Raw genomic sequence first — 22,939 nt, forward strand, 5'->3', positions numbered from 1 at the left:
TAAAGTAGTTTAGTCGTTGTAAGTTTTTATCACTGAAACTAATGATTTTAATTTTTAATAAAATAAATATCACTGAAAACAGTTAGAAAAAATCAAAGTAAATAAAGCATATTTGTAACACTAAATTTATTTATGACTTCACTACAATTATCATCTATTGGACTTCAGATAAATACTGTAGCTATCCAATTTCCGGTTTCTATTAGCGCTTTAAAAAGAGTTTTAGATCATGATTTTAGAGCATTTAAAACTAAAAATAATACCATATATACTTGGGATGATTTAGGAATTACGTGTTATTCTAAAAACGGAATTTTAGCAGAGTCTTTAACCGCTAATTTTAAACCTGATGGTTATAATTTTAGTCCTACAAACCATTTTAATGGCCAATTTGAATATCATAATCATGATATTATTGAATATTATAAAACCAATAAAAAAGAGTGTGTTAAGCTTTTTGAAGGTGATGATGGAGGTGCATTAGTCTCTAATACCATTAGTGCTTGGTTTGATGCAGATGAACAAGGGGTTAATGCTATTGAAGTAAGCACTTATAAACCTTATGATAAAAGTGAAGGCATACCAGAAGACAAATACACCATTAGACCTTTAGAGGAAGCGATAATACCTTTTGAAGATTTTGGTTTTAAGTTATCTGTTATAGAAGAGTTAATGTATAATAAAGGGTTGCTTAAACCTAAATTTGATATTTACGAATTTGCTAAATGGTACAAAAAGCGTGACATTAATATAGATGAAGAAGGATATAATCAAATCCCTGAAGTAGAACAGTATTTTAAAGACTTACCAATCCCTAAACGTTTGGCACCTGCTTTAACCGAAATTTATCAGGATGGAGGTAATGATATTTATATGAATTTATCACCATTTTCTGGTGGAGCTGTAGACTATTGGGACATTAAAACCAGTGAAGATGTTAAGCATTTTAATAATTTAAAAAAAGCCACATTATGTTATGCAACAGATACTGCGTATGATGAGATGATTGCCTCAGGAATAGATGCAGAGTGGTTGTAGCTGACTGTTAGGTTTTCATAAAAGTCTAATGTGGTTATTTACAGATATCATTAGTTTCAGTGATTAAAACGATAACATTTAATTATAATTTTGAACAACTAATGAAGAACTTTAGTGCTATAACATTAAACGTATAAAAAATGAAACTAACCAATCAGAAAATAAACGAGATAAAAACAGAATGGAATACCTTGGGTAGTCAATATGCTATTGCTGTAAATGAGATGGTTAAATTTGGCGATACCAATGGTTGGGAGAATTGGAAAGGAGAAGACCCTAAAGATGAAAGAGACCATTTGTCTGATGCTGTTTTTCAACTTTTAAAGGATGCTAATACTAACAATACAGTTGCGCAGTTTAGACAAGATTTTCCGCCAGCACACACACCTTTATTAAAATTTTTAAAAGATAAAGGACAAAGTATTTCGCAACTCAATTTTATAACGGAACAAAAAATTGTGTTTTTGGTTGGTACTGCATATCAAAAACGTCAAGCTTATATTCTTGATAATACTACTGTTTTAGAGTTGGATGCTTCAATAGATATTATAGGTAAATCCAAACAAAACAATGTATTTGCTATAGCTTCAAATAATGCTATTGTAATCACTCAAGGTTGGGAAGGTGAAATAATATCAACGTTTCAATTAAAAGACACAAAAGATATAGCAATAACAGATTTGATTCCGTTTAATGATGGTAAAAAAGTCTTACTAGTATCATCAGATGGGATTTTTATTATTTCAAATGAAACAGAACATAGGATTCATCCATTACCTGATCCAGAAGATGAAGAGTGGGAACCATATTTGGATATGGAAAACGCAACACTGTCAAATGATAACAAGTATATAGTTGTTGGCGATCAATGTTACGATCATCGTGTTTTAAATAGCGATGGAGCGCAATTAGGGGATATTGGTCCGCAATCGTCTTATCCGCATTTTTGTTTGTTTTCTAAAAATGATAATCAGCTAATTACAAATTCTTGTCATTTTTACAATGGTGTTACTATTGGTGTAGATACCTCAGACCTTGAAACGATTAGTGTCGAAGCTTATCAAGACAGTGAGGATTTTACGGTTATCGACGATGGTATGCGTGTGTATTGTGGTATAGCGACTTCAAAATACTACATTTTAGGCGATGCTTACGGTTATATAAAAGCTATAGATGCTAAAGGAGATTGCATTTGGAAATACTTTTTAGGATCTACCATTAGCGGAATGACTATTTCTGAAGATGAGAAGACATTATGGGTAGGATCATACTCTGGAATGCTACATAAACTGCAATTGGATAAAGGATTGCGAGATAATCATACTATAGGAACAGGTCAACATTACGAAGATTTTAGATTGGTGATTTGGAAAGACGAACCTATTAGAACATGGTAATAAGTAATCAGAATTATGAAAATCACTACAAATAACCTTGAGAAAGACCCAGATTTAGAAGGTAGTTACAAAATAGTATTACCGTTTAATGAAGATGCTATTGTGTTTAGATTAAGTCCTGATGATGCGACTTTAAACGAAACTTTAGCATTAGCTAACAATGTAGCAAGCAATTTTAAAGCCTATAAACAACTTGCAATAGAAGCTATTACTAGAGACTTTTTAGATAATTATAATGATAATTGGGCAGATGAAGACGAAGGGTATCCGCAATTAATTAAAGAGGCATTTATAAGCAAACTAACCATTACAGCTATAAATTTTACTTCAACAGATTTAATAGATGTGTTTTTTAATGAAGATGGTATGTTTGGTTACCATACATTAATTGCTCAATCTTTTGATGGTGAAAATTTTGAAGACACCACTATGTTTGGGTAATTACACTAAAATTATCAAAATAAAAAGTTATGGACAACACAAAGATAGAACAAGCCTATCAACATACATTTTCTGGTTTAACCATGTATTACAGAGATTGTGAGCTTGCAGAACATTTGGTTACGCGCTACAAAATAAATCAAATTATACAAGAGCGTGGTTTTACAGATGTCTCTAATCAAGCTGAAGGTTTAGCTAAAACTGTACGCTTTGCTATTGCTTCAAATAACGCTTCAAATTTAGGAGCCATAAATCCTGAAGTGGCTAAATATGGGTTTCATTTAATTGCTTCTGGAGCCTATTTTAAAGTCTTGGATATTTATAAAATTGAAGATAAAACCCAAATATTACTAATGCATTTTGATGAGGTCTATCGAGATGTTTTCAACAGCACTACGTCTAATATAGAAGAGCAAATAATACAAGTTGGTAGAAACAGTTTAGAGACAAAAATACAACTACAACCCAATGCTATATTAAATAATGAAGACTGGACCGAGCGCACAAAACATCCAATTGGGATGCTAGATTCGGGTGTGTTCTTTTTAAATAATTAAACACATGATACTTGCTTTTGACACCTATTATTACGACGGAAAAGCTAAAACCATTGCGGTAAGTTTTAACGATTGGGAAGACGAAGTGCCAATACAAATTTATACCGATATTATTGAAGGTGTAGCCGATTACCAACCAGGATCTTTTTATAAGCGTGAATTACCATGTATTTTAAGTGCATTAAAACAAGTAAATCTAGAAACAGTAGATTTAATAATCGTTGATGGTTACGTTATTTTAGAAGAAAAACATTTAGGTTTAGGTGGTTATTTATACCAAGCTTTAAAAGGAAAAATCCCTGTTGTTGGCATTGCTAAGTCTGAGTTTGTGTCTAAAACCTCGGTGTTTAAAAAAGTGTTTCGTGGTGAAAGTAAAAAACCATTATATGTCACGTCTATAGGTGTTGATACAGATGCCATTTGCAACGCCATAAAACGTATGCACGGAAACTACAGAATGCCAACATTGTTGCAGATTGTTGATACAAAAACTAAAGAAAACACTAATAAATAAAGTATTAAAGAGTTAAAATATGAATGAAGATTTAATCGTAGACAACGTTAATCTAGCTGATAATTTATTTACAAAACACTATAGCAATTTTATTAAAGAAAAACCAAGAACAGTTACTGTTGAAGAGGAGGATTTTAAACTATTTAGTTTTGAAGAAATGATTGCTCTAACAACTATAGATGGTATGGAAGTAAGTAAAGTTAGAGCTTTAAAAGCCTATGTAAATACTTTAAAAAACATTTTAGGACCAACGGTTTACGATCAAAAAGGAAAACAGTGGTCTATGTTAATGTTATCTGCAAGCCTTACCATTGGTGAAAATACAGAAGGTGATTTGTTGTTTATTGACAGACACGATAGTAAAACGCTATATATTTTTCGGCATGATGATGGTAGCTTGTATAAAACAAAAATGACGTTAAACAAACTAATTAAAGCTTATTCTTAGTAAGCTTTAGTTACTCCTAAATAATAAAAAAGCCCGATTACAATGATGTAAAAGGGCTTTTTTTATGGTTTTTATTTACTTGTAATTCAGTTAAAATGGTTTAAGCAGATATATTATTTATTGCTTCCATACGTTTTAAAATAATGGGTACAAATAAGGCGAATTTTGCATTAAATTCTTCTTGTGTTTTAGATGTGTTTAGATTTTTACCCATAGTCATCCAAGTATTAAATAGCGCTTCTTCTTTATTTTGTGTTTTGGTATCAATATTTAAAGACTTTATTAGCATGAAATTATCATCATGATTATAAAAATCTGTCGTATTTACAATTTCAAAAACAAGCTCAAAAATACTTCTGGTGTCTAATAATTCGTTAATTTTTATGTCCGATTCTTTTGATGCGCTTACCGCATCAAAAACGTCTACCATTAAGTTTTGTACTCTGGCATTAATACTAAAGTCTAGATATTTCAAAATATTATAATTTATAAATTAAGAAAAAGTGTTTTAAACCAATGGTTATTTATTACAATGGTATGTGTCCAACAATGGTTCCTGCTTTTACAATAAAAAACGAATTTGTTATAGGTGCATTTCCAAAGCTGTCATCATTCCAGGTATGGTTATGTAGGTAAGCAAATTTATTTAGTGTGTCTTCATCTGCTTGTCTAGAAACAATAGTCATACAGGTCCTACGTGGTATTGATACCAATAACTCTTCAGCCTCTAACATAGCATGCGCTTTAAGCATGTGAGATTTAGAAAGTATGATCTCGCTAGAAAAGTCTTTACCATTGGTAGCAAGTGCTTTATTGTTTAAAGCTCCAACTAATTCAAAATTGCTGTCATAACGTTCTAAATTTTCAAAAGCCTCTTTTGTAATTTGCTTACCATCCATAGTTTCTAAATGTTGTTTAGTTAAAAACACAAAGTTGTCTGGTGTATCCATACCATAACCAATTACAACACCGTTAGTTTCACCTTCGGCAGGAATTAATGTCGAGCTTAATGCTCCAGCTTTTAAACCAACCCAATTGCTAGGCTTTAAAATAGGATATATTTTTTGATCACTATTTTTAGTTTGTTCTACTATTTTTTCTATTTCTTCTGGTGTTTTTTCTGGACCATGAATGGTATTGCTCATAATAATTATGTTTGATTGTTTTAAACAAAATTATACAAGTGACTTACTTTTTGTATCACGGAATTCAGCGATTTAAAGATTTAGTTGTTAATCTTTTTTTTTTTCAAGATTAGTATTTTATATTGTTGTTTGTTAATTGTTTAATCTTGTATTGGAGTAGGGAAGTGTTAGTGTTTTAAAAACATAACATGATTAGGATTGCTATGTGTTTCAGATATTTTAAAATCATAAACACCTACTATTTCAAATCCTTTCTTTTTATAAAAATTAATAGCTTTATGATTATCTACCCAAACAACTAACCATAATCCATTTTGATTGTTTTGCTTTGATAGTTTAATGTTGAAATCTAATAATCTAGCTCCTAATTGTTTACCGTGAAAAGCTTCAAGCAGATATATTCTATCTAATTTGGTGATGTTTTGGTCACTAATATTGATGTTTGGTGTTTGCAATTGGATTTTAGAAAAACCAGCCAATGTTTGGTCAACATACAATAAATGGTATAGGCTATTTTTATTTTCAAATTCTTTTAAAACAGTAGCTTCGTTATATGTTTTGCTAATAAAATTTGCAACATCTTTTTTTGAAGCACTGTGACCATGCGATTCAAAAAAGGTTTGTTTACCAAGGGTTGCTATTAATTTTGAATGTTCTGGTTTGGCTTTTGTGATTGTAATCATTTCAAAATTATTACTTTTTAATACTGAAGTTTTTTTTGCAAAACTATGTAATTATTCCTTTTAAATTATAACATTTTAATCTAGAATTAAAGTTTGAAGTACTATGTTGTTAGCGTCTAACTGTTGGTAATTACAATGTCCAGAAATTTGTTTTGTAAATCGCTTGTAATCATTATTATAAGACAGACCAAAATTAACATCAAATGTGAATATTACATGTTTAAAACTGAAAGTGTTATTAAAAGTAGTAATCAAAATGTGAGTAGGTTGCAAAGTGATATCCCAATAATTGGAAGCTTCGTTACCTAAATTTGTGTTAGCTAATAAGTTGTTTCATGTTTTATTGTGGTTAACAATTAGTGTTGCTCATTGTTTTTTTAAGATTTTAGTGGTCATTATTAAATCATCTACCAATAGGTGCCAACTAAAAATGTCATTCTGATAAAAGCAATTTGACTATCTGAAGTTATAGTTATGGCTGTTTTTAAGTCTGTTATTGGACTGTTGTCTATAAAAACAACAAATAGTCCATCCTGAAAAGCAAGTAATACATTGTCTATGGATTGCTGTAAATTAGCAAGTGTTTTATTAGTTATTTCACCAAAATCTACTTTTCCGGTTGTAGCTTGATGTTGTATTTCTGAAGGACTTAAAAAACCGACGACGTTTACTTCTAACCGTTTGTTGTTAAATGCTTCTACTTGATTTGTGACACAAGCAATTAATAATTGCTTTAAAGTTTTAGGTGTTTTATCTAGAGTAAACGGAACAAGTTTTACCTTTTTTTTGCCTATTCTTTTAAGTTGTAATGTTAGTTGCATTGGATGTTTTTTTGCGTTAGGGATTGTCGTGAAAAGCCCACAGTGCAATAGCACGAGGACTTGCAACAAAAGTCCGACCACACCTAAGTGTGGTAACGCCATTATTGTTTTAAAATTAACTGTTTATTTGAGCTAAAATTGTTGGATCTTGAATTGTATTGTCTTCAGAAAGTAATTTCATTTTAGAAATAATTTCGGCAGATTTTGGGTCTTCATCAACAAAAGGTAAAAATAGTCGACCTCTGTGTTGACTATGTACAGGTATGATAGATAAAGCTAGTCCATTTTTACTAACTTGTCCACTACCTAAATGTATACTGTACTCTCCAAAGGTTCCTTTTATAAATATGTGACGCTCTTTAACCGTAATATTTTTAAGCTGAAATAACCTTGCAGACTCTTCAGCTAATGCAGCACGCATTTGCATTGTACTGTGACTTGCTTCGGGATCTACACCACCAACATGTGCAACGCTAACAACAAGGTCAATGTCTCGCATTATTTCGCTAAAAATTACCGAAGGAATCTCTGTTAATGGAATGGTTTTGTAAGTGTCAATGGATTGAAAACAAATGTCTTCTAGCGTTGGTGCTTCTGTGTCTGAAGGCGAAAACCAATCTGCCATAGCATACATGGTAGCAATAAAACCGTGTTTGTGATATACTTTTTGCAAACCATCTTCCATGCTTACAGTCCAGCCACGACCTCTTAATAATGCTACGGTTTTTTTAGGTTGAATTTGATGACCTTGGTAACGCTCTGATCGGTTGCTATGTTCACGCTCGTCGTTAGTTATTAAATACAATTCTCTAAACACTTGTTTAAAGGGTTGTGTAATACGCTCTGCAAACAAATATTTTTGATATAAATCCCATTGTACAGCCTGATACAGCTGTGAGGCATGTGCAATACATAAAATAGTGTCTGCTGTAAGTTTTTGCGATTTACCAGTGGTATCCATTAAACTTCCGTTGTTGTAAAATCCTGATAGTTTTGTTTCTGGGTTAATTAATACTAATTTACTAAGCATTACTTTTACAATAGGATGTTGCATCATCTTATCAATTTCTGAGGCAGTAAATTGGTCTTCGTTTACCATTGCATTTTCTAAGGATAAACGCGTGCGACTGTATTGTTTTGATAAATAGTTTTTGTTGTTTTTAAGCGCAATAACTTGTTTGTCTTTTCTTAATTTGGCAGGAATCGCTTTTAAGGTTTTACCAGCTTTGGTAACCTTAATATCAGCTTTACCTATAGCATTAATGACTAGTTCCATTTCAGTATTATCAATGGTTAGTAATGCTTGATCCATAATAGCTTTAGTGGCTTTAGCTTCCATTGCCCAGCCAAACCTAACACGATCTTTATAACCAGCATTTCTAGATAAATTATCTAATGCTATAGTAACAGCAATGGCTTCGCTTTCTTGTCTTTGTGCACCAAACTGTTTACTTTGTTTTAAAAAGTCTTGCAATACATTATAACGCTTTAAAACGTCCTTTTCTGGAACAGTTTTGCTTAAAGGAATTAAACCTAATGCACGAACGTAGTCTTTATCACGTTTATTTTTGATTTTTTTTAGGGTTTCAGTGATTTTAACTTCGCCTAACATGACACTAGAGTATAATTTTACTTGTCTGTGACCATTACCATCAGATATGTATTTGGCTGCTTCGTGAAGCAGTTTCCAGTTGGTTTTACCTAAGCTTTTGTATACTTTGTTAAACCAATCTATATCTATAGCTCCAAGGTTGAAATCGTTTTTAGGGATTTCTGAATAACGTGAAATTATAGTTTCCTTTTCACTATTCATATAATCTGAAGCATGAGCCTGAAACCACCAAACAGCATTTTCAAGACGATCTATTTTTAAATATTGACCAACTACATCAGCCCATTGTGTGGCATAACAAGCAAGCTCTATTAATCGTTTTTTAGGGATTTTAGCTTGATCTGCACATTTAGCAAAGTCTGCATAGTCTTCAGTTTCTTTAAAAATAGTCTTTTTTAGTAAGGCACTAAACTTAGATTTTTTACTGTCACCATAATAGCTGTAGCCACGTTCAAAGTTTTCTTTGCCTAAACGTTCTAAAATCCTGAAGACATAATCTACACCTTCAACTTTATGAATCGCACTAACGTATCCTGAAGCAGGTGTTGGAAGATCACCTCGTTCTAACTCTGTTTCTAATAAATTAGTTTTTAAAGGCTGAAAGACGTGTTTAGGAATCATGTTTTGTTTGAGTCCTTTTTTGTAGTTCATTCTGTAATTAAATCCACCATCAATAATGGTCATTAAACTGCTAGAATGTAGTGCTTGAAAGAGTAAGTCGTCTACATTTATTAATCCCTCTTGATATAGCTTAATTGTTATTTCAATATTAGGAAACTCTAGGTTTTTAGGTTTTTTATTACTTTCTGTAATTACATCAATACTTGTCGCATCTGAAGGATGTGAGTAATTTTGAGCAACTAAATACATGTGGATATTCCAGTATCTTAAAAGCTCTTGTTTAGACAGTTGGTTTAACGACTGTACTCCAAAATTAGGAGTCAGTGGTAATATAATACTGGTCCAATTAAATGTGGTTGTATAATGGTAACCATTATCTTGGAAACTGGTTAGCTTATATTTTTTAGGGAAGTTAGCAATAATGTCTTCTAATACATTTAATTTAAACGAACCTATAACATTAGTTTCTGCGTAAGCATAAAACAAACGTTTTAAGATGGTTTTATAGTTGTGTAATTTGACGTGATAGTTGTCTTTTGCATTTAGATTTAAACCGTTTAAATCAGGATAGTATTGTCTTAAAAAAGGTTCTAAAGCTTTGTAGTGTCCAAACGGGTAACTGCAATGGTTTAAGTATCTTATTACAGCGTATAATTCGAAATCATTTAAACCACTATTGTCGTACCATTCAATCCATAAATTAGCTAATGGGATGTTGTGTAACTTATCCAAAGCTGAAGCCTCTTCATTTAATCGTTTTATGTCGTGTATTCCTTTTTCTATGTATAAAGTTTGTATTTCACCTTGATAAGCTTCATGTTGATATTCGTGGTTTTTGTGGTTATTAACAATGTTTATTAATAGGTTAACTTGGATTATAATTTTATTAGTATCAATAAATTCGCTGAATTTAAATCCTGAAGTTTGTGAAGTAGAAATTCCTAATTTATCAAAAAAGCTAGTTTTGTTCTCAAAACAACTTTTAGGTTGGTATAAAGTTGTAAGATTTGAAAAGTCAATGACGCCAAACCCATTACTGAAATTAAACTCTTTATTAGTGTCTGAAAACTTATCTAAATAAACCTGTTCGTTTATAGTGATTTTAGGACGTTGGTTATAAAGGTTTATTTGATCTTCAATAAACAAAGTTTCTTTGTTTTTGTCATGTAATAATGTTAGGATTTCTAAACCAGCAAGTCTTTGATTTATGTTTTTAGCAGATATTAAATGTGTTACGCAAGTCCTCATGCGAAACGTTTTTAACGAAATTATTAAAGTAATTAGGTTGGTGCGTAAGCTTTTGCTTTTTCGTCTTAATAAATCTTGTGCAATCTCTAAATCTTCATCATAAAGATGCATTTTGCTAAAAATATTTAAACCAGTCGCCATCACCATTTCATTACGGTTGTAAACCGCTTGTCTAGCTAATGTTCTTTTCCAAGACGTTTGATTTAAATCTAATTGGTCTTTTTTATTAGTTTTTTGATTTAAACTGTAAAAAGAGTAACTGTAATGTTTAGGAAATACTTTACAGATATAGTTTTCTCTAAACTCGGTTGGAAGTTGGTCTAAATCCTTACCAAGAATTTCTAATTGTTGCTCTGTGGCACTATTAATTAAAAATCTAAAAAAATAGTTTGGTCCAGGTTTAAAAGTCCACCATGAAAAGATATTACTTTCAATGGTTTTGTCTTTTTCAGAGACCGTTTTGGCAACGTTAAATAATTTTTCAAAAGTCGTATTATCTAATGTTGTTGTTGGTAAGTTTACAGTCATCCAATGGTCTAAAGCATAATCTTTACCAACCTGAGTTATAAAATAGTCAACCAATGCCTCATTACGTCTTTCGGTTTGATAGATAAAATAGAGGGCTAAGATCTTTTTGTTTCTGTCTTCTGAGGTAAAAACAATATCTAATGCTTTAATGTTAGCACGATCTACATCTAAAATACCAATAGACCATAAGGCAATATAGACTTCTAAATTATCTTTGCTTTTTAAAAGCGTATCGACTTCTGCTAGATTTAAAATTAATGACTGAGCAGTTTTTAATACACGATTTAAAGTTGTTTTTTTAGGAGTTTCCCAATTTAAACCAAACCATGTATTAATAGCTCTAGTAACACTACTAAATCGAGTTAAGTTGTTTTCTATAACAATATTGATTATATATTTAAAAGCACCAAGACTGGCATAATCTAAAGCCTCTAAGATGGTTTGTCTTAAACCTTCTTGGCGTTGTGCTGCCAATAAAAGTTTTCCGATCATTTCCCAATGCTTTTGGTCTTCAGACAATAGCATGGCTTTGATAATATCAGCACTTATACCACCAATCTCATCTTCACCTTGAATAATATCGTCTAATAATGTATCAAACATGCCTTCTGCATTGTGTAATACTGTAGCTAAAAAATAACTGTTAGCGTTTGGGTAATAGGTACTGTATTGAAAATGTTCTTGTAGTGATAAACCATTAAAGCCAATACGACTAAAGTTTAAAAACTTTATAAAATAATCTAGTTTATTTATTAAAATGGTTTTGTTTGGTTTAGATCTAAATGCTTTTTTATCATAACCTGTTTGATAGGGTAATGTGTCAATAAAATCCCATAACGATGCTAAATATGGCGCTTGTATGACTCCGTAAAGTTGTATGCCTAAGCGCATACCTTCAGGATTGGCCCAAGGATTAATAGTAATAGGGTTGTCAAAAGCTTCAATAAAATCGTCAACATAATAATTAACGTGTTTCTCTTTTTCTATTTGACCTAAAATTTTGGCTAATACTCTATATGGTTGTGAAAACAGTCTAAAGTCAAATCTGTCAATTGCTGGTTTGCTATGTGTTTTAATGTATTTATGTGCGTCTTCTACAGGAATCATACTGTAATTTTCTTTTTTATAATTAGTCGTAATTAATAACCTATCTAAATAGGCTTAAATAAGTGTAGGCAATATACTTGTAATTAATTTTTTTGGACTCACTGTATTTAATGATTTTTTTGATTTTAAGACAGAAAGAGAATCCTTTAGTACAAATAGTTTAATGCTATTTTTAAGTTGATTTTATGAAGCTGATTTGAAAGGGTTTTTTGAGCTTTAATAATAATCTGTTTGAATATTCTTACAATAATTAGTAGTCTAATATTAGGGTTGATAACCTAATATTGAAATGTTTTTTTGTTTAAATAATTCCTGTATTAAAATTTAATACATTATTTTAATGCTTTATTAGTCTGTTCTCCCTTAATGTTAAATTATTAATAATTTAATAAAACTAAATTGTTGCTGTTGCAAAAAATTTATGACTAAAAAGAAAACCAACATACTAAACCAATTAAACCAATTAAATGGTTTTACGTCTGACTATTTAGAATCTTTAGAAGAAGGTTTTCTAGTCTTTGATACTACTGGCGAAATTATAATTGCAAACGATGCCTTTTGTAACATGTCTGGTTTTTTAAAAAAAGAGCTTTTAGGTGCTAAAGCTCCATTTCCTTTTTGGCCAAAAAATAAACATGATGAATTTAGCGCAAGGTTTGATAAAATCATTAAAAAACAACTTAAAGGTGAGTTTAATGGATTGTATCAACATAAAGAAGGGAATGAATACCCAATAATAGCTTATGTTTCTAATATTAAAGATGTAGACGAGGACGTTATTGCATATATCATATTAGTACAAAATGCTACCGAATATAAGCCATATAACCTTTTTGACTTTTTAAAAAATAACGATTTATCTTCAGTATTAAATTATCGAAAAAAATATTTAGATCTAATAGTTCATAAAAAATTAGCCTATAAACTAGAAAATACTTTAAATCATATTACTGATGGGTTTATTTTATTAGACAGTAATTGGTGCTATGTATATGTCAATAAAAAAGCTGCAGAGTTAATAGAACGTGATCCTAAATCTATTTTAGGTAAACACCTTTGGACCGAGTTTCCTGATATTGTTAAGAGTAAGTTTTATGATGCTTACCAAAAAGCAGTTAAAACACAACGCACACAGTTTTTTGAAGATTATTTTGCACCTAATGATAAATGGTTTGAAAACAGGGTATATCCCACAGAAGATGGATTATCCATATACTTTACAGATATAACTGAAAGAAAAAGATATGAAGAAAAATTAATTGAAAGTGAGCGATTGTTTAAACGATTAACATCTAAAGCACCTGCAGCTATTTTTCAAACAGATATTAACGGGTTTTGCAACTATGTCAACGAGAAATGGACACAATATGCAGGAATTACCTATGATGAAGCTATGGGTTATGGTTGGTCAAAAGCAATTCATCCTGATGATAAAGACAGAATAGTGGTCGAGTGGGAGCATTACATGAAGTCTGACTTATTTGAACTTGAAACAGATTTTAGATTTAAACATAAAGACAATACTGTTAGATGGGTGTCTGTAAAAACTGTTGGGACTTATGATTCTGAAAACAATCCTAATGGTTACATAGGTATGGCTTTAGATACTACAGACCGAAAAATTGCTGAAGAAAAACTAATTAATAGTGAAAAACTTTTTCGTGGTTTAGCAGCTAATGCTCCAGTTGGAATATTTAAAACAGACTTAAATGGTGCTTGTAATTTTGTTAACCAACAATGGATAGATTATGCAGAGATGCCATTTAAAAAAGCTATGGATTTTGGTTGGATAGAAGCAATACATCCAGAAGATAGGGATGACGTTGTTGGTGCTTGGTTGCAAATAGTACCTACAGGTAAAGACTTTAATATAGACTTTAGGTTTTTAAACAAAAAAAGAAAAACTAAATGGGTGTCTGTTAAAGCTGTAGGGACTTATAATGCCCAAAATAAACTTTACGGTTACATAGGTGTTTTAATAGATATTAGTGATCGTAAAATTGCTGAAGATAGATTAATAAATAGCGAAAAATTATTTAGAGGTTTAGCAGCCAATGCACCTGTAGGCATATTTAAAACCAATAAAGATGGTGCCTGTAATTTTGTTAATCAAGAATGGATGAATTATTCTGGTTTATCCTTTAAAGAAGCTTTAGGTTATGGTTGGGTAAATGGACTTCATGAAGAAGATAAAGACCGTGTTTTAAAAGAATGGCAAGCTTCTATAATTGGTAAAGTAGATTTTGAGATAGATTGCAGGTTTATTAATAAAAAAGGAATTGTAACCTGGATGTCTGTCAAGGCAATTGGTTTATTTGATGTTAATAAAATATTATATGGTTATTTAGGGACGTGTTTGGATATTACAGAGCGTAAAAAGTCTGAGGACGAAATTATATCAAGTAAAATTTACTTGGATAATATTATAAATAATATTGGTGATCCTGTTTTTGTAAAAAATGAAAAAAGTGAGGTGATTTTAGTTAATAATGCAGCTTGTGCTTTTTTTAATTTAACTAAAGAAGAGATTTTAAATAAAACAAAAACTATAAATGAATCGTGTGCTACCTCATTTAGCTTTCTAAAAAATGATGCTTCAGTACTTTCCTCAGGACTAGAAACCGTTACTGAAGAAACCTTTGAAGTCTCCAAAACATTAACCAAAACTATTTCGACTAAAAAAACAAGGTTTATAGATAATAAAGGAAACCGTTTTATAATCGGAGTAATTAGAGATATTACACACATTAAAAAAACCGAAATAGAGCTAGAAAAGCATAAAAATAAATTAGAAGAATTGGTGGTAAAACGCACTGCTCAATTAGAAGAAGAAAAAGTAAAAGCGCAATCTGCAGATTTAATGAAATCAGCTTTTTTAGCCACGATGTCACATGAGTTAAGAACACCAATGAACTCTATTATTGGTTTTACTAGTGTACTTTTAAAAGAGTTTTCTGGACCATTAAATGATGAACAGAAAAAACAGTTGTCTATGGTTAAATCTAGTAGTGATCACTTATTAGGTTTAATTAACGATGTTTTGGATATATCTAAAATTGAAGCAGGTAAACTAGATGTTGTTTTAAAAGAATTTGATTATTTATTGACTCTAGAAAAAACTATAGAAATATTAATGCCTCAAGCACAAAAAAAGCAGTTAACCGTCGTGTCAGAAATTAGTGTAACTAAAGTTAATTTGCATAGTGATCAACGCAGAGTAAAGCAAATTTTAATAAATTTATTAAACAATGCCATAAAATTTTCCAACTCTGGTACAATAACGATTAAAGTAGATCAAGAAAAAGACTGGTTAGTTACCCAAGTTGTAGATCAAGGTATTGGTATTAGTAAACAAAATTTAAGTCATTTATTTAAACCATTCATGCAGTTAGAAGGTGGCTTAAGCCGAAATCATGAAGGGACTGGATTAGGATTGGCAATAACAAAAAGTTTAGTCGAAAAATTAGGAGGAACAATAGATGTAAAAAGTAAGCTTAATCAAGGTAGTCGCTTCACCTTTAAATTACCATTTAATCAATAATTCAAAATAAATTAAGTAAAGATTACAAACAGCTCATGGATTCTAAAAAAATTTTAATAGTAGATGATACTTTTCAAAACCTATACTTATTAAGAGTAATATTAGAAAAAGAAGGATTCCAGGTACTGGAAGCAAATAACGGACAAGAAGGTTTAGAGACTTTAAAAAGATATCATGTCGATTTAATAATTTCGGATATTTTAATGCCAATAATGGACGGATATTTGTTTTGTAAAGCGTGTAAAGCTAATAGTGATTATAAAAATATTCCCTTTGTATTTTATACTTCAACATATACAGCCAAATTAGACGAAGATTTTGCTTTAAAATTAGGTGCAGCTTCTTTTTTACGAAAACCAATCGATCACGAAGAATTAATAAAAGAAATAAAATATATATTAGAAAAAAATCAGAAAGCAACATCTATTAACGATCAAATTAATATCTCTGAAGATGAGGTATTAAAACTTTACAGTCAAAGATTAATAGATAAGCTTAAACAAAAAAGTCTAGATTTAGGTAATGAAGTTTTAGAGCGTAAAAAAGCAGAACAATTGTTAATCCAAAAAAATCAAATCTTAGATTTAATTTCATTAAATACACCTTTAGATTCTATTTTTGATCAACTACTGCTTAATTATGAAAGTAATAATCCTAACTATTTTGGATGCATAAGCTTACTAAGTAAAAACGGAAAACAATTACATCTTAAATCTTCACCATCGTTACCTAAAACTTATACAAAATATATTAAAGTTCTAGAGATACACTCACAAAAAGGATCGTGTGGTACTGCAGTTTTTTCAAAAAAACCAGTTATAGTTTCAGACATAGAGAATGATAAACTTTGGGTAAATGATAAAGAAATAGCATTAAAACATGGTTTTAAATCTTGTTGGTCACTTCCTATTTTAGATGAAAAAAACACTATTTTAGGAACTTTTGCAATTTATAGTAAAGCTATAAGTTCTCCAACTATTGATGAAGTTCAAGAACTTAATTTTGCAGTTAATTTAGCAAAGATTGCCATAATTAAACATAATATTGTCACAGAAATAAAAAGAAAGGACGAAACCTATAAAACATTAATTAATCATGCAAGTGATGCTATTATTGTATATTCTCTAGATGGTACAATTCACGAGTTTAATGATTTTACAGCGAAGGCTTTAGGGTTTACTAAAAGCCAATTTTCTAAGCTAAAAATTCAAGATGTATTAGTTGGTAATATCAATGTAAATAGTGATAATAATAAGCAATTATTAAACGGAACTCCTGTAGTTTTTGAAAGACAATTCACTAAAAAAGATAACACTATTATTGATGTTGAAATCTCTTCAAGATTAATAAGCGATGATAAAATATTAGCCATTGCAAGAGATGTTTCTGAACGTAAAAAGTACCTCCAAGAAATCAAGTCAGCTAAAGAGTTTTCAGAAAACCTGATTAAATCCATGCATGAAGGTTTTGTGGTTTTAGGTGAACATACTGAGATTTTAAGTGTTAATCCTGCATTTTGTAAAATGACAGGTTTTAACGAAGAAGAATTGTTGGGTAAAAAAATACCACATCCATTTCATTTGCCAGAACAATTTGAAGAACTTCAACAAAAAAATAAAACGCTAAAAAAAGGAGCGTTAAACCCTAATATTAATACGGTTTATAAACGAAAAGACGGAACCAAGTTTTCGGCACACGTTATCATGTCTAGTATAAAAAATGAAAACGGAAAATCAATTATAAATTTTGCAACCGTCCAAGATGTAACCGAACGAGAGCAAATATTACAAAAACTAAAAGAAAGCGAATACAGATTAAAACAATCTCAGATAGTAGCAAATATTGGGTCTAAAACCTTAGACCTTAAAACTATGATTTGGGAATCTTCAGAGATTTTAGATAATATTTTAGGTATAGATGAAACATTTACTAAAACATTTGAAAATTGGAAAAAAATAATTCATCCAGATGATGAAGATGATGTTCTTAAAAGTTTAGATTGTTGCATTAAAAAACACAAAAAATTTTATAAAGAATATAGGGTAATTAGACCTGATACCAATAAAATAATATGGGTTTATAATATAGGTAAATTGCTGTTTGGTACAGATGGAGAACTTGTTAAAATGGTGAGTACTGTTCAAGATATTACTGAGCGTAAATTATCCGAAATTAAATTACTTGAAAGCGAGTATAGTTTAAGGCAATCTCAAGAAGTAGCAAGTATTGGATCCATAACGGTAGATTTAAAAACCATGACTTGGCAATCCTCTGAAGTTTTAGACGATATTTTTGGTATTGATGATTCATTTATAAAAACAGTCTCTAATTGGAATAATAATTATGTACACCCAGAAGACAGAGATAGCCTTAATAATTATTTAAACGACTGTATTACTAATAACAAACGGTTTTCTAAAGAGTACAGAGTGATTAGACCTTTAGATAATAAAGTGATTTGGGTACATGGTATTGCTGAAGCATTATTTGATAAAAATGATAACCCAATCAAGTTAATTGGTACCATACAGGATATTACAAGTCGTAAATTATCGCAATTAAAATTAGAAGAAAGCGAGTATGTTTTAAAACAATCTCAAAAAATTGGTAACATAGGCTCATACACTATAGATTTATTAGACATGACTTGGGATAGTTCTGAAGTAATGTTTAATATTTTTGGGATAAACCAAGATTACCAACGCACAATAGATAATTGGGTAAATTTAATACATCCATTGGATAGGGACCATGTATATCAATACTTTTTGGATTGTGTAAAGTCAAAACAGCGTTTTGATAAGGAGTACAGAATTTTAAGGCCAATTGATAGTAACGAGATTTGGGTGCATGGTGTAGGGGAAGCTATTTTTGATAATGAAGGTAACCCTATCAAAATGTTGGGTACAATTCAAGATGTTACAGAAAGAAAACTTTCAGAAATTACATTGCAAGACAAAGAGCAATCACTAATTATAGCACAAAAAATTGCTAAAATTGGAAGTTTTAACCTTGATTTAGTAAATAAAATAGCAATAACATCAATAAATTTTAACACGATAATAGGTGTAGAAGAAGAAAAGAATATTCCTTTTGCCTTATGGCAAAACTTAGTAATAGCAGAAGATAAAAAACTTGTTAAACATGAGATGTTAAAATGTCAAAAGCATAATAAAAAGTTTGACTTAGAGTATCGCGTTAAAACACTTAATACAAAAGACGTAATATGGATTCATGGTTTAGGAGAAATAATCTTTAAAAATAATATACCAGTTAATTTTGTTGGTACGATTCAGGATATAACAGAACGCAAAACAGCAGAGTTAGAATTAAAAATTGCTAATGAGTTTGCAGATAATTTAATAATGTCACTTCAGGAAGGGCTTATTATAATAAATTTTAAAGGAGAAATTCTAAAGGTTAACCCATCGGTAACTAAATTATTAGGCTATAAAGAAGAAGAGTTAGTTGGTATGAAAAGACCATTTCCTTTTGAGTTTTCAGATGATGAAGGATCAATAACCGAGGCAATAACAGAAACCAGAAAGGGTAATAAGCAAAATACAAAAGGTAGATTAATTAAAAAAAATGGAGAAAAAATAATAGTATCCTTTACTACTGGATATATTAAGGATAATACAAATACTTTAACCGCTTTATTTGCAACATTAAAAGATATATCAAAAGAAGAAAAAGCAAAAAAAATCCTAGAAGATTCAGCTTTTAAATCTAATCAGAAAAAAGAAGCTATAATATCATTAACAAATTTAATAGGTGAAGACTTAAATCATTCATTTAAAAAAATCACAGAATTAGCTTCAAAAACATTAAACGTAGCTAGAGTTAGTGTATGGCGTTTTAATACAAAGATGAATCAATTAACCTGTCAAAAAATATTTAGTCTTGAGACAGGAAAATATCAGTCAGGTACAGTTTTATCTAATAAAGATAACCCAGAATACTTCCTTGCTTTAGATAAAAAAGAAACTATAATAGTAACAAATGCACAAAAAAATAAATTAACTAAAGCATTTGCTAAAGATTATTTAGTACCAAATAATATAACCTCATTAATGGATGTGTTTATTAATAGCGCAGAGGGTCATTATGGTGTTTTATGTTTTGAGCATGTTGGTAAACCATTAAAAAAATGGTCTGCTGAGGATCAAGAATTTGCAACAACAATTGCAAGTGTTGTTTCATTAATGGTTGAAGGTACAGAGCGTAAAGAAGCAGAAAAAGAGCTAAAATCAGAAAAAGAATTTTCTGAGGAGTTAATTACGTCATTACACGAAGGGTTATCTGTTGTAGATTTGGACAGTAAGCATATTAAAGTTAATAAAGCGCTTTGTACAATGACAGGTTTTTCTGAAGAAGAATTAATAGGTATAAAACCTCCTTTTCCGTATTGGCCTCCAGAAAAAAATGATGAGGTTTATGACCTGTTTGAAAATGCAAGTCAAAAACTAGGTTCTAATATTAAAGTGACGTTAAAGAGAAAAAATGGCGAGTATTTTCCAGCCTCATTATCCTACTCTATGATAAAAGGTAATAACGGAAAAGTAAAAGCCTATTTTGCTACCATAAACGATATTTCATTAAGTGTTAAAGCTGAAAATATATTAAAAGACAATATAATTTTATCTAACCAACGAAAAAACACCATTATAGAGTTGGCTAACCTTATTGGAGAAGATTTTAATTCATCTTTACTAAAAATAGCAAAAACTTCAGCAATAGCTTTAGATATAGCTTTGGTTACCATTTGGAAATATCAAGATGATGATAATGAGTTATTAAGTAAGCTTCATTATAATTTATTAACAGATGAAGCTCAAGTTGAAAACTTAACTATTTATAAAAAAGATTATCCTGATTATTTCAACATTTTTGAAACTAAAAACAGTATTAATATATCAGATGTAAATACAGATCCATTAACCAAAGCATTTTCAGAAAAATACTTTAAGCCTAATCAAATAACTTCAAGAGTAGATGTTTTAATCTACGGAAGAAATAAACATTACGGTATTGTAAGTTTTGAATGTCGTGTGCCAAATCGTGTCTTTACCCATGAAGAAGAAAGTTTTGCAACATCAATAGCTAGTATTGTTTCTTTAATGGTAGAAAGTAAAGAGCGTACATTAGCCGAAAAAGAAATTGCTAAAACCAACCAGCAATTAACCGAAGCTAATTTAGAGTTAAATGATTTACGTAAACAACTTGAAAGAGAAAATGTATACCTTAGAAACGAGCTAGATCTTGTTTTTAACTATGAAGAAATGGTGTATGGAAGTGCTGAGTTTAGTAACGTGTTAACACAAGTCGAGCAAGTTGCACCAACAAATGCAACGGTTTTGTTACTTGGTGAGTCAGGTACAGGAAAAGAGTTGTTAGCTAGAGCAATCCACAATATAAGTACAAGAAACAATAAACCATTAATAAAAGTTAATTGCTCTGCAATACCAAGAGAGCTTATAGAAAGCGAACTGTTTGGTCATAAAAAAGGATCGTTTACTGGTGCATTTGCTGATAAAATAGGAAAGTTTGAATTAGCAGATGGTGGTACATTATTTTTAGATGAAATAGGAGAGCTTCCATTGGACATGCAACCCAAAATATTAAGATTCTTACAAGAAGGCGAAATTGAAGTTGTTGGAGGTGTCGAAACAAAGACCCTAGATGTTAGGGTTATTGCAGCGACTAACCGAAATCTTGAAGAGGAGATTAAGAAAAAACAATTTAGAGAAGATTTATACTTTAGGCTTAATGTATTTCCTGTAAATGTCCCTTCATTAAGAGACAGAAAAGACGATGTTCCGTTATTGGTAGAGCATTTTGTGGATAAATTTAATAAAGCTTATGACAAGCAAGTTAAATATATCTCTGATGAAGCTATGACAAAATTAAAAGCTTACAATTGGCCAGGAAATATTAGAGAACTTGAAAACTTGGTTGAACGTGCATTGATATTATCTACAGGAGACACTTTAATTGTTCCAGGATTTGAAACCGCTAATCAAAAAATTAAACAACGTATTAATAGTAAAGACTTAAGTCTGGATTCTGTATTGCGTAATCATATACTAGAAGTTTTAGAAGGTTGCAATTGGAAAATTAGCGGAGAAAAAGGAGCGTCAGAATTGTTGGGTCTTAAACCAAGTACTTTGCGCGATAGAATGTCTAAACTAGGTATTAAAAAACCTAAATAAAAGTAACGGTATTCCGTGAGTAGTGTTTTTCGTCGTTAAAAAATGACGGAATACCGATTCTTGATAAAGTAATTTGTAAAACAATAAAATATTTTAAATCACTGATATACAGCTGTTTGGTATTTATTTGTATATTTATATAAGCTTTGGCATTCGTATTGTTTATTCCTTTTCAAATAAAACAGACAATGAAAAAACAATTGCTAATCAATGACTTAAAGTTTTGGGTTGATCAAAATGTAATCTACTGTAAGGTATTTAATACGTTCTCAGATTGTAACCGACCAGAAGACTTAGATCAAATTTTCAATGAAGCCATTACCAAGCTATCAGAAGGTGTGCATATGCCTATATTATTTAATCTAGAAGCATTGGATTTTAATAACGCTGTTAGAGTGTTTAAGTTGTTGTCTAAAAATAGAATCATCAAATCTTTAACATTATCAAAAACGTTTTTGGTTAACTCGTTTAAGTTAAGTGTGTTATTAAAGGTAGTTAGTTTTTTCTGTAATCCAGCGATGCCAGATTTGATATTTGTAGATACTACATCTGCTATTAAATTTTGTATAGAAGATAACCAAGCCTATAATTCTATCAGTTAAAAAAAATGAAAAAAATGGTAACAGTAGGACAAGCAAAATTTTGGACAGATTATGACAATATACTTTATTTTGAGTTTACTCAAAATCAATCAGATTTTGTTTTAGACTTAAATACAGCAAAAAAATACTTTAATGGGATACTTCAAATTAGTGAAGGTATGTCTATGTCTTCTGTTATAGATTTAAGAGGTTTTAGAGGTACGTTTTCCACAGAGGCTGCAAAGTTTATTGCTAAAAACAGTCTATTAAATAATTCTAGTATATCACAGGCCTTTATAACAAACTCTATGGCTACTAAATTGTTAATCGCATCTTACAAACGTATTTATGACCCAATTATACCATTTAAAGTTTGCAATGACCTAGAAGTGGCTAAACAATTTTGTTTAGAAACTAGTAATCAAATTTAATAACCTTAATACTA

Annotated in this window: 15 protein-coding genes; 10 read left to right on the plus strand and 5 right to left on the minus strand. The window is 30.4% G+C overall.

Going from position 1 to position 22,939, the window contains the following annotated elements:
- Positions 1-132: 132 nt before the first annotated feature.
- The 6 genes from JAO71_RS06970 to JAO71_RS06995 all read left to right on the plus strand — a co-directional run bounded on the left by JAO71_RS06970 (position 133) and on the right by JAO71_RS06995 (position 4,395).
- Positions 133-1,038: a DUF6892 domain-containing protein gene (locus JAO71_RS06970; RefSeq protein WP_202999816.1), complete on the plus strand. Its 906-nt coding sequence runs from the start codon at positions 133-135 to the stop codon at positions 1,036-1,038.
- A gap of 140 nt (positions 1,039-1,178) precedes the next feature.
- Entirely contained in the window at positions 1,179-2,435 is a 1,257-nt protein-coding gene (locus tag JAO71_RS06975) for a YncE family protein (RefSeq protein ID WP_202999818.1), read from the plus strand.
- 15 nt (positions 2,436-2,450) lie between these two features.
- Entirely contained in the window at positions 2,451-2,876 is a 426-nt protein-coding gene (locus tag JAO71_RS06980) for a DUF2262 domain-containing protein (RefSeq protein WP_202999820.1), read from the plus strand.
- A gap of 29 nt (positions 2,877-2,905) precedes the next feature.
- Positions 2,906-3,433 (plus strand): hypothetical protein, encoded by a 528-nt coding sequence (locus JAO71_RS06985; RefSeq protein ID WP_202999822.1) that lies wholly within the window; start codon positions 2,906-2,908, stop codon positions 3,431-3,433.
- A gap of 4 nt (positions 3,434-3,437) precedes the next feature.
- Positions 3,438-3,947, plus strand: coding sequence for an endonuclease V (locus JAO71_RS06990; RefSeq protein WP_116823027.1), 510 nt, complete (start codon positions 3,438-3,440; stop codon positions 3,945-3,947).
- Between the two features lie 19 nt (positions 3,948-3,966).
- Positions 3,967-4,395 carry a hypothetical protein gene (locus JAO71_RS06995; protein ID WP_028291097.1) on the plus strand — a complete coding sequence of 143 codons (429 nt, stop codon included), beginning with the start codon at positions 3,967-3,969 and terminating at the stop codon, positions 4,393-4,395.
- 100 nt (positions 4,396-4,495) lie between these two features.
- On the opposite strand, the gene JAO71_RS07000 is transcribed toward JAO71_RS06995, so the two are convergent.
- From JAO71_RS07000 to JAO71_RS07020, 5 genes are all read right to left on the minus strand, one after another.
- Positions 4,496-4,870 carry a hypothetical protein gene (locus JAO71_RS07000; RefSeq protein WP_028291096.1) on the minus strand — a complete coding sequence of 125 codons (375 nt, stop codon included), beginning with the start codon at positions 4,868-4,870 and terminating at the stop codon, positions 4,496-4,498.
- Positions 4,871-4,922: 52 nt separating this feature from the next.
- Positions 4,923-5,540 (minus strand): hypothetical protein, encoded by a 618-nt coding sequence (locus JAO71_RS07005; protein ID WP_116823026.1) that lies wholly within the window; start codon positions 5,538-5,540, stop codon positions 4,923-4,925.
- A gap of 167 nt (positions 5,541-5,707) precedes the next feature.
- Complete coding sequence (locus JAO71_RS07010) at positions 5,708-6,223, minus strand: GNAT family N-acetyltransferase (RefSeq protein ID WP_215906973.1); 516 nt, start codon at positions 6,221-6,223, stop codon at positions 5,708-5,710.
- Between the two features lie 407 nt (positions 6,224-6,630).
- Positions 6,631-7,044, minus strand: a complete 414-nt coding sequence (locus JAO71_RS07015) for a hypothetical protein (RefSeq protein ID WP_202999824.1) — start codon at positions 7,042-7,044, stop codon at positions 6,631-6,633.
- 115 nt (positions 7,045-7,159) lie between these two features.
- Positions 7,160-12,160: a DUF4132 domain-containing protein gene (locus JAO71_RS07020; RefSeq protein ID WP_202999826.1), complete on the minus strand. Its 5,001-nt coding sequence runs from the start codon at positions 12,158-12,160 to the stop codon at positions 7,160-7,162.
- A 421-nt stretch (positions 12,161-12,581) separates the two neighbouring features.
- Between JAO71_RS07020 and JAO71_RS07025 the strand changes: the two genes are divergently transcribed.
- The 4 genes from JAO71_RS07025 (at position 12,582) to JAO71_RS07070 (ending at position 22,925) form a co-directional block, all read left to right on the plus strand.
- Entirely contained in the window at positions 12,582-15,701 is a 3,120-nt protein-coding gene (locus tag JAO71_RS07025; protein ID WP_202999828.1) for a PAS domain-containing sensor histidine kinase, read from the plus strand.
- 35 nt (positions 15,702-15,736) lie between these two features.
- Entirely contained in the window at positions 15,737-21,913 is a 6,177-nt protein-coding gene (locus JAO71_RS15845; RefSeq protein ID WP_236011189.1) for a PAS domain S-box protein, read from the plus strand.
- A gap of 188 nt (positions 21,914-22,101) precedes the next feature.
- Complete coding sequence (locus JAO71_RS07065; protein ID WP_054851320.1) at positions 22,102-22,515, plus strand: hypothetical protein; 414 nt, start codon at positions 22,102-22,104, stop codon at positions 22,513-22,515.
- A 5-nt stretch (positions 22,516-22,520) separates the two neighbouring features.
- Positions 22,521-22,925, plus strand: a complete 405-nt coding sequence (locus tag JAO71_RS07070) for a DUF7793 family protein (protein WP_202999830.1) — start codon at positions 22,521-22,523, stop codon at positions 22,923-22,925.
- Positions 22,926-22,939: the final 14 nt, after the last annotated feature.

Origin of the sequence: Olleya sediminilitoris, from assembly GCF_016785945.1 — a bacterium.
In the GTDB taxonomy this organism is placed as follows: domain Bacteria; phylum Bacteroidota; class Bacteroidia; order Flavobacteriales; family Flavobacteriaceae; genus Olleya; species Olleya sediminilitoris.